This window comes from Vibrio sp. THAF64, from assembly GCF_009363455.1.
Taxonomy (GTDB): domain Bacteria; phylum Pseudomonadota; class Gammaproteobacteria; order Enterobacterales; family Vibrionaceae; genus Vibrio; species Vibrio coralliilyticus.
The window spans coordinates 526,844-539,325 of sequence record NZ_CP045356.1; the positions used below are offsets into that span (position 1 = coordinate 526,844).

The following is a 12,482-nucleotide window of genomic DNA, read 5'->3' on the forward strand; positions in this document are numbered from 1 at the left end:
TGACTTTTCAATACTTTTTATTTCTAATAATGTTGGCTTTCGGCATAACCTGTCATGCCGGAGCTCTTATTTATTTGCGTAGCTCTTGCTGCCACTGCTTGAATGTTTCTACCTGTTCAGCGATCAGCTCACGCTTTTCGTTGCGTCCTAGATAGATTTTAAAAATGTTATTACCTTGTTCACAGAAGAAGCCAAAGTAGTGACTCTCACGTCCCATGAACGGCTTGCTAACTAAAGCAATATTTTTCACGTTGTCTAACTTAAGGTGACCATGAAGCTCGCCTTCTTTACCCATCAGGTTGTAGTAGCCTCGAGCAACTTTGCCTTTCGGGAATGGTGCCTTCACTTCAAAAATTGAACCGAACGAATGAACAATGGTTGTCACTGGGCCAAAACCGACCAAGTTTTCCAAGAAAGACTGAGCTTGCTCTCCCGGAGCCAAGGCAATCATCTCTTCTGGTAGAGCCGCTACCGCTTCGAATTCAGACACCTCTAAACGCTCTGCAATTGCAGCGGGTAGAAGTGTCGGTTCTTGCTCGATCAGTTGAGCGACTTGTTGTTTTAGTGCTTCCATAATAATTCCACTTAGAGTGCCACTTTGTGTGACGCGATTACTTCAGAATGTGTTTTTTGCAATACTTGAATGCAGGCTTGTGTCAAACTGACTGCCCAGAAGCTGCCAGCTAAAGTCAACGCTAGGTAATCCCCTTCAATGCGCGCTAAGCCTTTGTTCTGCCATACTTCAAACAGCGGCATAAAGAAATCAAACGTATCTTCACCTGCTAATAAAGGTAGTTGATGACGGCTAACGACACCTTTGTCGAAACCAGATTTAATGGCAGCAAACAAAGGTTCCAGCGCATGTTGCTTGGTCATCATCGCGACGACTGAATCACCAGACTTCATCGCGTTCATGTAAGTTTCTAATGTACGGTGGTTCATCATTCCATAACCACCAATGTTGCCACCAGCGCCACAGCCGATAGGCAATACTTCAGCGTATGTCTTAGCGAGGCTGTTGTACTGGCTGCGCTCTCGATTGTCTCTTGCCCAGTGATTAACACTTAGCTGGCGCATATAATGTTTGTCCATAAAAGCGACGCCAAGTTCATACATTGATGCTTTATCTGGTGTCGTTGCTGGTGGTGGCATCTTGCCTTTTTCAACCAAATTCAGCATCGGTGCGGTTCCACCGACCACAAGCTGATAGAGATCTAACCCGTGAGCGCCTGTCGACATGAAATCATTCAAGTCCTGCTCAAACACATCTAGCGTCTGATACGGAAGACCGTATAGAAGGTCGAGAATGATTGGTGCCTCTTCGGTGGCAGAGAGCTGCGCGACACGTTCCAAGACGACTTCACGATCATCCAGACGTTTTGCGCTACGGCGGACTTTGGTATCAAAACTCTGAATACCAAAGGAGAAACGGTTAAAGCCGCCTTCCAGAGCTCTTTCAAACATTTCGTTGCTGAATCGATTGATTCGTCCTTCTAAGGTGATCTCACAATCTGTAGAAAGCGGGAAGTACTGACGAATGGCTTTACCCAGACGTTCCACCTGCTCAGCCGAGAGATCGGTTGGCGTTCCACCACCGATATAAACGGCATGGAAAACACCCGTCTGTGTCCAAGGCAAAGCGCTCTTCAGTTTGATTTCATTAATCAGTGCTTCGAAGTAGTCATCGACCAGTTTTTGGCTCGCAGCATTTTGGAAGAAATTGCAGAAAGTACATCGAACCCGACAGAAAGGAATATGAATATATAGGCAACGCTTTTTGTTACGTTGACCTTGTTGTTCATACAAGGTGTTGAGAAGTGGCACTTTTTGTTCAGGCATGATGGGAGATGCCATACCGCCCGCATGAGCAGAATACTTTTTGGGGAACGCAAATCGTAGTGGATCTGGCGTATCCTCTCCCAAAATCGATTCATCAAATTTATAAATATCTAACATCACATAACATCTCTTAACGCTTATTCCACAAGGGCTCGCGCTAAATCTTTCAAAACTGCGAACGATCATAAAATGGTGCAAATGATAATGCAATTGATAATTGATCTTATTTCGATTGTAAGTAATAATCTGATTCCATGTTGTAAAAAATGATTCATTCGTGAGGCTGGTAGTGAACCTAAAAAGATATGCGATAGCAGGAGGCGTTTCCCTTGCTCTTCATACCGCAATTCTCTTTGTCGCTGATGAACCAAAGCTTCATGCGATGCCTGCTGATGCACAATCTTCCACGGTCTCTATCAATTTCAAAGCCGTACCCACTCCACAACCACCAGCGGAACCGGAGCCTGTCGCTGAACAACCCGTAGAAGTACCTGAGCCTCCTAAACCAGTTGAGCCGGCGAAAGTCGAACCGCCAGTAAAAAAGCCAGTGGTGAAAGAGAAGCCGGTAGTAAAGAAAGAGGCACCTAAACAACAGAAAAAGGTGGTTGAGAAAAAGACTGACAAACCCGTTAAAAAAACAACGCAAAAGAAACCACAAGATCAGCCTGTTGTTAAAAAAACTGTAGAGAAGCCAGAAAAGAAAAAAGAGGTTGTCGAACAAACGAAACCTCAACCTGCTGAGGTAAACCAAGGCGTTAGCCAAGAACCAGTACTGGTAAACAGACCTAGCTTCTTATCTAAACCGACTCGACCTGTCTATCCGAGACTCGCACAGAAAAGAAAGCTTGAAGGCGTAGCTATGTATGAAGTCTGGCTGGATGAAAACGGTGATCAGGTCAGACAAATCTTAATTTCTTCTTCCGGAGCAACCATCTTGGATAACTCTGCTCTGAAAGCCATCAAAAAGTGGAAATTTTCCCCGCACATCGTTAACGGACAAAAAATGGCCCACCGCGTCAGATTACCCGTTCGCTTTAAATTGGATTAACAATGGAACAACTACATCAATTACAAGAACAGCTTGGCCTGATGACATGGCCACTGATCATTTGTTCAGCATTAACCGTTATGATCATCACCGAACGTTTGTTTCAAGTCATGATCAGTTTGGGCGTGGGTAAGCGCGCTATCCGCAATGAGCTCAACCAAATTTCCCCTTCAGACAAGCAGCAACTAGAAGCCCTAGCAGAGAAACTCTCTCCACGCCGCCCACTGCTATATAAAGGCGTAGCGATGCTGTTAGCCCACCATTCGTTTTCCAAAGTTTTGCGTGAAGATGCCGCGGGTATGTGGCTTCAGGAAAAGCGTCATCAACTCAATTCTGGTCTTCGTTTGCTGACTCTCATCGGTGTGATCAGCCCATTGATTGGTCTACTAGGGACGGTACTTGGCCTTATTGAAATGTTCAAAGGTGTTGCAGCATCAACGGGCAGTATCACGCCCAACGATCTCGCTGATGGTCTTGGTTTGGCAATGCGCACAACCGCTGCTGGCCTGCTGATCGCTCTACCAGCCATTGCTGGCGCTCAGTTACTTGGCCTGTGGGCGGATAAAGTCATGGCGAAGCTAGAACACACACTCAACTACGTTAACTTGTGGTTGGAAGGCATCAGTCTCCAACACGTTTCACCTCAGGTATCAACGAAAGCCCCAATACCAGTGACCGAGGCGTCATCATGATTAAAGTATCACAAGAGAAGAGTAACTTCGGTCTAACTCCAGATCTCACTCCTCTACTGGATATTATTTTTATCGTCATGGTGTTCCTCATGCTCACCGCCGCCGTCAAGCTCGATTCACTGGAAGTCGACCTTCCAACGACTGACTCACAAGCGGTCGCGGAAGTGGATACTAAGTCTATTACCGTCAATATTCTCGAAAATGAGCCTTACTGGGCAATCAATGGCAAAGAATACATTGATTGGGAAAACTTCAAACTTGCTCTGCTGGAAGAGCATAAATCAAACAATCATCCGATAGTGATTGGTGCAGAGAAAACCGCTGACGTGCAATACCTCGTCAAGCTACTCGCCTTCTTACAAGAAAACAGTATCCAGGCGACACAACTACTTACGGAAGAATTAAAACAATAGAGTCTATTATGCTTAAGAAAACATTGATCAAAGGAATTGCCGCCCTATCCCTATCTGCAGTTGCTGCAACAGCAATGGCGAATGAACGTATCATCAGCGCTGGTAGCGCGGTGACAGAACTTATCCTCGCTTTAGAGCAGCAAAACCAGCTGGTTGCCGTTGATGTCACTAGCGAACTACCACAAGATCTAGAGCTTCCAAAGATTGGTTACCATCGCCGTTTGTCCTCTGAAGGCTTGATGGCACTCAACCCAACACGATTGATTGGTTCCGATGAAATGGGGCCAGAAACGAGCCTTAGCCAGCTAAAAACCGCTGGTGTTGAAGTCGATATCGTCAATACCCTACCAACTCCTGAAGGCTTGCTGGAACGCATTGATGAAATCGCGGCGCTAACCGATAGCCAGAAGAACGCTGAAGCGCTCAAAGCGGAAGTAAACCAGCAGATTTCGAGCCTTGAGAAAAACAAAGCTAAAACCAAAGAAGCCAAAAAAGTCCTGTTTCTGCTGATTCATGAAGGACGCCCGGCCAATGTAGCGGGAGCAAGCACAACACCAAATGCGATCATCGAGCTGGCGGGAGGCATTAACCCTGCGGCAAGTAAGCTGGATTCATACAAGCCACTGTCTACCGAAGCCATGGTAGAGATGCAACCTGATGTCATCCTGGTTAGCGGTCGTAGCTATGAGAAGATGGGTGGCGCTGATGCCATTCTGGCTAAAATGCCACTATTGGCGGCCACACCTGCTGGTCAATCAAAGAACATTATTACTGTTGACGGCCATGCACTTGTCGGCGGTCTTGGCTTGAAGAGTCTTTCTGAAGCTGAGCGACTAAGCCAAATCCTGACTACCGTAGAATAAACGCCCGAATTTATGTTGTTACGTCATATTCCTCTGTCCGTAATTCTAACGCTGTTCGGCTCCATACTGGCGCTGACAGCGCTAACCTCTGTGACCGTCGGTCCCATGAACATCAGTTTTATGGACAGCGTATACAGTCTGATTATTCGCTCTAACGATCTCGCGCCTCACATCAATATGGTCATTCACGAGATTCGCTTCCCTAGAACCGTGCTTTGCATGCTGGTAGGTGCCATATTGGCGATTTGCGGCACAGTGATGCAAGGGCTGTTTCGTAACCCACTCGCAGAGCCAGGCATTATCGGAGTTTCTGCTGGTGCCTCTTTGGGCGCCGCTTTTGCGATAGTGATGTTTGCGAAGTTCAGTATTGATTATCCTCAATTGATGAACTTTGCCGCCGTACCTCTTTTCGCTTTCTTTGGCGGCGCTCTGACAACCGTCATGGTGTACAAGCTCGGTACCAGCAAGATGGGGACCTCAGTGACTATTATGCTCCTAGCAGGTGTGGCGATCAGTGCTTTGTCTGGCGCTGGTATCGGCTTTATGAGTTTTGTCGCCAATGATCAGATGCTTCGGGACTTATCGCTGTGGCAAATGGGCTCTCTGGCTGGCGCTAACTGGACCAGCATTACGCTCTGTGCCGTCACTCTATTGATACTGATGGTTATATTTATGCGTAAAGCCATGCCTCTCAACGCCTTATTACTAGGTGAGGCGGAAGCAAATCACCTTGGTATCCCTGTACAGAAGCTTAAACGCCAACTCATACTGCTTACTGCCATTGGTGTCGGTGTGACCGTCAGCGTATCTGGCATGATCGGTTTCATTGGTTTGGTTATTCCGCATTTAGGTCGGATGCTGTCTGGCCCTGACCACCGTACACTACTACCAATTTCTGCGTTGATGGGCGCATTGCTCCTCACCTTCGCTGATATGTTCTCTCGTGTTGCTTTTGCGCCCGCTGAACTCCCTGTTGGTATCGTCACCGCTATCATTGGCGCGCCATTCTTTATCTATCTGCTGTTCAAACAAAAAGGGAAGATCTTGTAATGGGAAAAGTTGTACTGTCCGGTGAAGGTATTTCAATGCGTTTTGGTAAACGCAAAGTTTTGGACGATGTGGATATCAATATTAAAGCAGGAGAAGTGACTGCGTTACTTGGCCCCAATGGAGCAGGAAAGAGTACGTTGCTCAAGTTGCTCTGTGGTGAGATCCCATCCAACAATAACATTCAGTACTTTGGTAAGCATCGAAAAGAGTGGCAAGCAGGCACACTGGCCAAACATCTTGGTATGCTGCCTCAACACAGCACCTTGAGCTTCCCGTTTCTGGCGCATGAGGTGGTTGAGCTCGGTGCCATTCCACTTAACCTGCCTAACAAAGAGACTCAAACGTTAGCAAAACAATACATGGAGATGACGGATGTTGGGCACCTTGCCGAGCGGCTCTACCCTTCTTTATCTGGTGGCGAAAAACAACGCCTGCACCTCGCACGCGTATTAGTGCAATTATCTCACTCAGGCGACGAGAAAATTTTGATGCTCGATGAGCCGACATCTGCACTGGATCTAGCCCATCAACACAATACGCTGAAGATTGCTCGCCAACTCGCAGACGAGCAGAACACCGCCGTGGTCGTGGTCTTGCATGACCTCAATTTGGCTGCTCAATATTCTGATCGCCTTGTGGTACTGCACGACGGAGGGCTGGTGTGTGACGCAACACCTTGGGAAGCTCTGACATCCGAAATGATTGAATCCGTCTACGGCTATAAGTCTTTGGTAGACAAACATCCATCACTGGATTTCCCCATGGTTTACCCAGCAGCATAAAAGTAAGGAGCGCATCAAGCGCTCCTTTTCATTGGTTGATTAAGCCGTCGCTGGACACGGTGCTTGGCGTTGCTTTTTGTTTAACTTGTAAGCGAAGAGAGATAGCAATAGATACGCTAGCACTATCGCGAACAAGCAGACATAAAAAGCACTGTAGTAACTGAATAGCTCTCCAACAATGCCAACGGCTAAACTGGCGGCTAACATACTAACGTTGAGTAAATTTGAAAACAGCGTTGATGCAGTTCCCAACCTGTCACGCATCATGTCCTGTAGCGCAACCATTCCCAACGTTGCACAACTGCCAATGAAAATGCCATTGAAGATCTGGGCAGCAATCAGCATGGCTTTGTCTGTTGCGATCAACATGGTCACAAAGAACAAACAACCACTCACCAAACCGACCGACATAACACGTACGGTACCGAACCTAGCAGCCAGCTTTCCGGCGTAGAACATGACTGGGATCTCGCACAACGCTGCCACTCCAAACAGCACTCCAAGCCAGTTTGCTTCCACTTTTAACTCCTGAGACAAATAGAGCGGCATACTGACGATGTATAAGTTGTTTGCCGCAAAGGCGAACACCACAACAAAGGCATACAACACAATCAGAAAGTTTATTGAACTAGGAGCTGTCACTTTATCTTTTTCTTCGATATCAGGCTTTACAACACTATCTGGCAGGTAGCAAGCAATGACAACAATTGCTGTACAGACGATAAAGGCTGACGCAGCAAAAGAAGCATTGAAACCAAACTGAGCTTTAAGGATAAACGCCACGGGCGGACCGAACACCCAAGCAATCGCAATCCCTGCCCGCATTATCGACAAAAAGCTGGTGCTATCTTCAAACCGACTGTCGCCATACTCTCTGCCTAGCGCAAACAATTGACCAAAAGAAGCACCACTGACACTGCCAAACAGCGTCACAACCACTATCGCCAACCAAAATTCGCGAATAAAGATAAAGCTCACCACGGTCACCAAATAGCAGCTCAACGACACAATCAGTATTCGCTTTCTTTGCCAACCCTGATCTGAGTAGCGGGCTATGACCTGTGAGACAATCACTGAGCTAACAACCGCTGTGACCATGTAGGCAGACAGCATCATTGGAGAAGCCCCCAAAGCTTCCACTATAAACAGGCTCGAAAGCGGGTAAAAAAAAGCACCACAAAGCCCAGAAATGAAGGCTGTGATAATAAAAAGTATCGCGGTTCTGTCTTTATGCATATTCTGCTCTTTATGCTATTTGGAGATAGAGATTCACTTTAGAAAACCGCTTAATTTTAAATAGTATCGTACGGCTAAATTAATAGTATTCGACCTACATCTGATACTTTTCCACCAATAGATGTATTTTCATTGACAGTTTTCGCGCAGTTTCATTAGCCTAGTAAGGTGTCAGGGGAGAACTTCGAATTGAAACCGTTTATAGAAAACATCAGCAATCACCCTAGCTTTAACTGGTTGGTCAAACACTATTGTTGCGATGTTATCAAGCAAGAGTATGCCTGTGCCTGGCACTACCATTCTGAATATGAACTGGTGCTCTACCTAGATCCGCACGACGCCTTTGAAGGTAATTACTTTGCGGGTGATGCAGTGGGTAAGATCGATCACAACACACTGCTGTTATACGGGCCTGGATTACCGCACATGCTGAGTGGTCGTTTATCACGAGAGGAACAATGCACACATCACACCGTTGTCATCTGGTTTAAACACCAATGGCTAGAGAAACTGCAAGACCTGATTCCAGAAGCCCATCACTTTAAACGCATATTGGCAGAAGCCGCCTACGGAGTCAGGTTTAGTAAGGAAACCGCCCAGAGAGTCAACGTCATTACTCGAGACTTAGAGCAACAATCCCTACCAATACAGGCCGTCAGAGTCATGGAGATTGTTTTGCTCCTAGTGGAAGATCAAACTCGGCAAACCTTATCAGCGACTCCCTACCATTTACACCGCTTTGAAGATGATAAAGAGTCCTATCAAAGAATTCAGCAAGCTAGGTTCTATATAGAGGAGCACTACGCCCGCCCTATTAAGGTTTCCGATCTTTGCCAACTTCTTCATATGAGTGAGAGCTCTTTGTATCGCATGTATGAAAAGCATTTTGGGGTGAGTTTTTCCGAACATTTGAAGCAGTATCGAATAGGCAAAGCGTGTGAGTTGCTCGCAAGTTCTGCAAAACCAATCGCGCTAATTGCCGAACTGACAGGTTTTCAGAATCTTTCTAACTTCAATCGCCAGTTTAAAACCATGAAAGGCATAACGCCTTCAGCATTTCGTAAGCAATTTCTGTAATACTGCCCAACTTAGGCCGTCACCTTAATCAATACGGTTCACTGACATTGACACAACAACACTACACACACCCAGAGTGTTATGTTATAACATTTCTATAATTTCATAGATAACACCTGCTATGCTTTCAAAACGCTCTCTACTAGCACTCATCGCTGTCACTTGTTTTTCCATCGCTGCATTCATTCAAGTTGAAACAACCAAAGAAACACCCTCACCTGAAGTTAAAATCCCCATAGTCCCCTACCAATCTCTTCCCGATGCGGTGACTCCAAAGTTTCAACCGATGAAAGTCCACTACATCGTGAAAGTAGGTGACACATTAAGTTCAATTTTCTCAGCTTGGCATCTGCCTTATCAGACGCTACAACACATTCTAGAAGCGGATCTGGTTTCACTTAAGCTGGATACGATCAAACCCGGCGATCATTTAGAGTTCGTTGTTGATAATGAAACACGCAAACTCAACGCACTGATCTTCCATGAGAGTTTGGTAGAGCAAGCAATTTACGAAAAAGACGACAGTGGGCAATTTAGCTATCGTTTTGATGAACAGCCCGGTAGCTGGCGTTCAAAGCTCTACTCTGGTGAGGTCAATGGAAGCTTCTCTGTGGCGGCGCATCGCCTAGGATTAAGCACAACGCAAATCGCAAACATCACACGAGTGTTAAGGGACAAGGTAAATTTTGCTCGTGATCTGCGCGCGGGTGATTCGTTCAACATTCTAGTTAAGGAACAGTACCTCGATGATCATAAAACAGGGAATGCCGAAATTGAGGGAATTTCCTTGTCGATGCGAAGTCACGAAATAGCCGCTTTTCTCGCTGACGATGGACGCTTTTATGACAGAGAAGGTAATAGCTTAGAACAAGCCTTTGATCGATACCCGATAACCAAAGCCTATCGCCGTATCACTTCGCCTTTTAACCCTAAAAGGAGGCACCCGGTCACAGGCAGAATTTCACCTCATAACGGCACCGATTTCGCAACACCGGTCGGCACTCCAATCTACTCAACGGGAGATGGAAAAGTGATTGCTGTACGAAACCACCCTTATGCAGGCAAATATCTGGTTATCGAGCATAACAGCGTATACAAAACCCGTTACCTACATCTCAGCCGTTTTCTGGTTAAAAAAGGACAACACGTGAAGAGAGGACAGAAGATCGCCCTCTCCGGAGCAACAGGTCGTCTGACGGGGCCACACCTTCACTTTGAAGTACTGGTGAGAAACCGAGCCGTTGACCCGATGAAAGCCAATCTACCGTTAGCGACTTCTATTCCTAAAAGCATGTCAGCGGCATTCACAGATCGAGTTGCCAACTTTGACGCAAGTGTTGCCGCGCGGCAAAAGAGCCCAGAGAAAAATTCATAAAAAAGCGGAAGGATAAAGGGCTAGTCTCACCCTATGAATTCAGATGAGCTTAGTTCAGACTAATAGACCAGATACGAAAAAACCGCTGTATAAACAGCGGTTTTTTATCGAAAGTGGCGGAGAGATAGGGATTTGAACCCTAGATACGCTATTAACGTATGCCGGTTTTCAAGACCGGTGCTTTCAACCACTCAGCCATCTCTCCGTTGCGGGACGTATACTAGGTATTGGCATGAGTTTTGTAAAGGATTAATTTGCAGTTATCTGTTTAAGTGACGACAAACTAACCATCTGGTTTTTTGGACAAAGACGACAAAAAGAAGGCAAGTTTACTGTGTAAATACTCTAAACTGTATTTTCTAATAAAATAATGTTTTATTAGAAAACCTTTGATTTATATAAGAAATAGCGCTTTGAGATAACACATGTACGCCCGAAAGTCATTGCACATAATTGTGAAGTATTTCAAAATTAACGGGTTGACCTTTATCAATATAAGATTTCTGAGGTTTATATGAAAGTCGCAGACCTATTTAAACATCGTGGTGATAAGCAGCACTCAGAGCTCATGCAATGGGTTTCTCCTGCTGTACGTGAATATTGGGGTGAGTTTTTACACAAGACAAACAACCGCCACCTGTTTACTCGCCTCAGAGATCTGCAACGTCCAGCAGTCAACGATGAAGTGCAGGCACCTGTCGAGCCACCTAAAGCTGAGCCAAAGCCTATTGAATTGAAGCCAGAAGCACAAAAACTGTTTGACGAACTGCAAGACAAACTTGGTGAAGTTATTCATACAGGTGACTGGCTTGATATTTCTCAGGAGCGTATTAACCAGTTTGGTCAGGTAACGGAAGATATGCAGTGGATCCACACCGATCCTGAGCGTGCAGAAAGCGAATCTCCATTCAAAACGACCATCGCGCATGGTTTTTTGACACTAGCAATGCTGCCAAAATTAACTGACAGTGTCGATCCGGACCACTCGTTATTCCCAACGGCAAAAATGGTGGTGAATATTGGTCTTAATCAGGTTCGTTTCCCGTATCCAGTTAAAGCCAATAGCCGAGTTCGTGCGGTAAGCCGACTATCGAAAATCACGCCAATTCGCAAAGGCATAGAAATAGAGCGCGAGATTAAAGTCGAGATCGAAGGGGTTCGTCGCCCTGGCGCCGTGGTGGTATCCGTAATTCAATTGCACTTTTAAAGACTGGCAGTTTAAAAAAGGAGAGCCGAAGCTCTCCTTTTTTGTATCTACTACTTACTGATTGGTGTGTAGCCGTACTCGCTAATCAGTGCTTTGGCTTCTTTACCTTTCAAGTATTGGATAAACGACTGGGCATCTTTACCTAAGCTTGCTTTTTTGTATAACACAAGAAACGGACGGGAAAGCTCATACTTGCGGTTAGCAATCGTCTGGCTGCTCGCTTCAACACCTTCAAATTGAATCGCCTTAATTGAGCTGTCGACAGAACCAGTCGAAATGAAGCCAATTGCCTGCTTATTGTGGTTCACTATGGTCTTCACCATGCTGTTGCTATTGACCACTAAGTTGTCTGGGTTGATATCAGAGACCTGACGGCCGTTGACGATTTTTGTCAAACCCAGCAGGCTCTCAAAGCTGTAACGCGAGCCTGAAGACGCTTCACGCGTTACCACGGCAATTTTCTGATCGGCACCACCAACCTCTTTCCAGTTTGTGATTTTGCCTTTATAGATATCAAACAACTGCTCACGACTCACGTTCTGAACCGGGTTCGACTTGTTCACGACAACCGCCAAGCCATCAAACGCTAGTGGAGTCACTGTGAGCGTTTCGTCCTGCTCACTTTCCGTCAGGTATCTTGAACTCATGCCGATGTCAGCCACGCCCTTTTTAAGCAAAGTGATACCTGCTGAAGAACCAATGCCCTGAACAGCAATATAAGTATCAGGGTGAGTGGTATTGAAATCTTCTGCTAAAACGTCCATGACGCGTGCCACGGACGTTGAACCAGACACATTGACTTCACTCGCTAGCGCAGGAAAAGTGAGTAGGGAAGAGGACAATATTGCCGCCAGCGCAACACGAATCATAATAATCTCCAATCTGATGCGGATAAGTTAA

Annotated in this window: 13 protein-coding genes and 1 tRNA gene; 9 read left to right on the forward strand and 5 right to left on the reverse strand. The window is 45.9% G+C overall.

Features of this window, described 5'->3' with window-relative positions:
• Nucleotides 1-70 precede the first annotated feature (70 nt).
• A complete protein-coding gene (hutX, locus tag FIU99_RS18960; RefSeq protein WP_006960634.1) occupies nucleotides 71-574 on the reverse strand; it encodes a heme utilization cystosolic carrier protein HutX in 504 nt (167 codons plus the stop codon).
• An 11-nt stretch (nucleotides 575-585) separates the two neighbouring features.
• Complete coding sequence (gene hutW, locus FIU99_RS18965; protein ID WP_172974077.1) at nucleotides 586-1,959, reverse strand: heme anaerobic degradation radical SAM methyltransferase ChuW/HutW; 1,374 nt, start codon at nucleotides 1,957-1,959, stop codon at nucleotides 586-588.
• Between the two features lie 163 nt (nucleotides 1,960-2,122).
• Between hutW and FIU99_RS18970 the strand changes: the two genes are divergently transcribed.
• The 6 genes from FIU99_RS18970 to FIU99_RS18995 are packed head-to-tail and all read left to right on the forward strand — an operon-like array spanning nucleotide 2,123 to nucleotide 6,687.
• Nucleotides 2,123-2,887 (forward strand): energy transducer TonB, encoded by a 765-nt coding sequence (locus tag FIU99_RS18970; RefSeq protein ID WP_172974082.1) that lies wholly within the window; start codon nucleotides 2,123-2,125, stop codon nucleotides 2,885-2,887.
• A 2-nt stretch (nucleotides 2,888-2,889) separates the two neighbouring features.
• Entirely contained in the window at nucleotides 2,890-3,579 is a 690-nt protein-coding gene (locus FIU99_RS18975; protein ID WP_095664260.1) for a MotA/TolQ/ExbB proton channel family protein, read from the forward strand.
• Complete coding sequence (locus FIU99_RS18980; RefSeq protein WP_038158278.1) at nucleotides 3,576-3,992, forward strand: biopolymer transporter ExbD; 417 nt, start codon at nucleotides 3,576-3,578, stop codon at nucleotides 3,990-3,992. The genes FIU99_RS18975 and FIU99_RS18980 overlap by 4 nt, the downstream gene beginning before the upstream one ends.
• 8 nt (nucleotides 3,993-4,000) lie before the next feature.
• Entirely contained in the window at nucleotides 4,001-4,855 is an 855-nt protein-coding gene (locus FIU99_RS18985) for a hemin ABC transporter substrate-binding protein (protein ID WP_152472465.1), read from the forward strand.
• A 12-nt stretch (nucleotides 4,856-4,867) separates the two neighbouring features.
• On the forward strand, nucleotides 4,868-5,905 hold the full coding sequence (locus FIU99_RS18990) for an iron ABC transporter permease (protein WP_152472466.1): 1,038 nt from the start codon (nucleotides 4,868-4,870) through the stop codon (nucleotides 5,903-5,905).
• Nucleotides 5,905-6,687 carry a heme ABC transporter ATP-binding protein gene (locus FIU99_RS18995; RefSeq protein WP_152472467.1) on the forward strand — a complete coding sequence of 261 codons (783 nt, stop codon included), beginning with the start codon at nucleotides 5,905-5,907 and terminating at the stop codon, nucleotides 6,685-6,687. The genes FIU99_RS18990 and FIU99_RS18995 overlap by 1 nt, the downstream gene beginning before the upstream one ends.
• A gap of 39 nt (nucleotides 6,688-6,726) precedes the next feature.
• On the opposite strand, the gene FIU99_RS19000 is transcribed toward FIU99_RS18995, so the two are convergent.
• Nucleotides 6,727-7,923 (reverse strand): sugar efflux transporter, encoded by a 1,197-nt coding sequence (locus tag FIU99_RS19000; RefSeq protein WP_152472468.1) that lies wholly within the window; start codon nucleotides 7,921-7,923, stop codon nucleotides 6,727-6,729.
• Nucleotides 7,924-8,112: 189 nt separating this feature from the next.
• Here FIU99_RS19000 and FIU99_RS19005 point away from each other — a divergent pair, with 189 nt between their 5' ends.
• Nucleotides 8,113-9,000, forward strand: coding sequence for an AraC family transcriptional regulator (locus FIU99_RS19005; protein WP_152472469.1), 888 nt, complete (start codon nucleotides 8,113-8,115; stop codon nucleotides 8,998-9,000).
• Nucleotides 9,001-9,121: 121 nt separating this feature from the next.
• The gene (locus FIU99_RS19010) at nucleotides 9,122-10,375 is read left to right on the forward strand and encodes a peptidoglycan DD-metalloendopeptidase family protein (protein ID WP_152472470.1); all 1,254 of its coding nucleotides are present in this window, start codon (nucleotides 9,122-9,124) and stop codon (nucleotides 10,373-10,375) included.
• 114 nt (nucleotides 10,376-10,489) lie between these two features.
• Here the strand turns inward: FIU99_RS19010 and FIU99_RS19015 are convergent.
• Nucleotides 10,490-10,580, reverse strand: a tRNA-Ser gene (locus FIU99_RS19015).
• A gap of 309 nt (nucleotides 10,581-10,889) precedes the next feature.
• Between FIU99_RS19015 and FIU99_RS19020 the strand changes: the two genes are divergently transcribed.
• Nucleotides 10,890-11,582 (forward strand): MaoC family dehydratase, encoded by a 693-nt coding sequence (locus FIU99_RS19020; RefSeq protein ID WP_006960615.1) that lies wholly within the window; start codon nucleotides 10,890-10,892, stop codon nucleotides 11,580-11,582.
• A gap of 50 nt (nucleotides 11,583-11,632) precedes the next feature.
• On the opposite strand, the gene FIU99_RS19025 is transcribed toward FIU99_RS19020, so the two are convergent.
• Entirely contained in the window at nucleotides 11,633-12,451 is an 819-nt protein-coding gene (locus FIU99_RS19025) for a phosphate ABC transporter substrate-binding protein (RefSeq protein WP_152472471.1), read from the reverse strand.
• Nucleotides 12,452-12,482 lie beyond the last annotated feature (31 nt).

Coding starts and splice junctions, on each gene's coding strand:
- hutX (WP_006960634.1), bottom strand. CDS start 574: ATGGAAGCACTAAAACAACAAGTCGCTCAACTGATCGAGCAAGAACCG.
- FIU99_RS18975 (WP_095664260.1), top strand. CDS start 2,890: ATGGAACAACTACATCAATTACAAGAACAGCTTGGCCTGATGACATGG.
- FIU99_RS18980 (WP_038158278.1), top strand. CDS start 3,576: ATGATTAAAGTATCACAAGAGAAGAGTAACTTCGGTCTAACTCCAGAT.
- FIU99_RS18985 (WP_152472465.1), top strand. CDS start 4,001: ATGCTTAAGAAAACATTGATCAAAGGAATTGCCGCCCTATCCCTATCT.
- FIU99_RS18990 (WP_152472466.1), top strand. CDS start 4,868: ATGTTGTTACGTCATATTCCTCTGTCCGTAATTCTAACGCTGTTCGGC.
- FIU99_RS18995 (WP_152472467.1), top strand. CDS start 5,905: ATGGGAAAAGTTGTACTGTCCGGTGAAGGTATTTCAATGCGTTTTGGT.
- FIU99_RS19000 (WP_152472468.1), bottom strand. CDS start 7,923: ATGCATAAAGACAGAACCGCGATACTTTTTATTATCACAGCCTTCATT.
- FIU99_RS19010 (WP_152472470.1), top strand. CDS start 9,122: ATGCTTTCAAAACGCTCTCTACTAGCACTCATCGCTGTCACTTGTTTT.
- FIU99_RS19020 (WP_006960615.1), top strand. CDS start 10,890: ATGAAAGTCGCAGACCTATTTAAACATCGTGGTGATAAGCAGCACTCA.
- FIU99_RS19025 (WP_152472471.1), bottom strand. CDS start 12,451: ATGATTCGTGTTGCGCTGGCGGCAATATTGTCCTCTTCCCTACTCACT.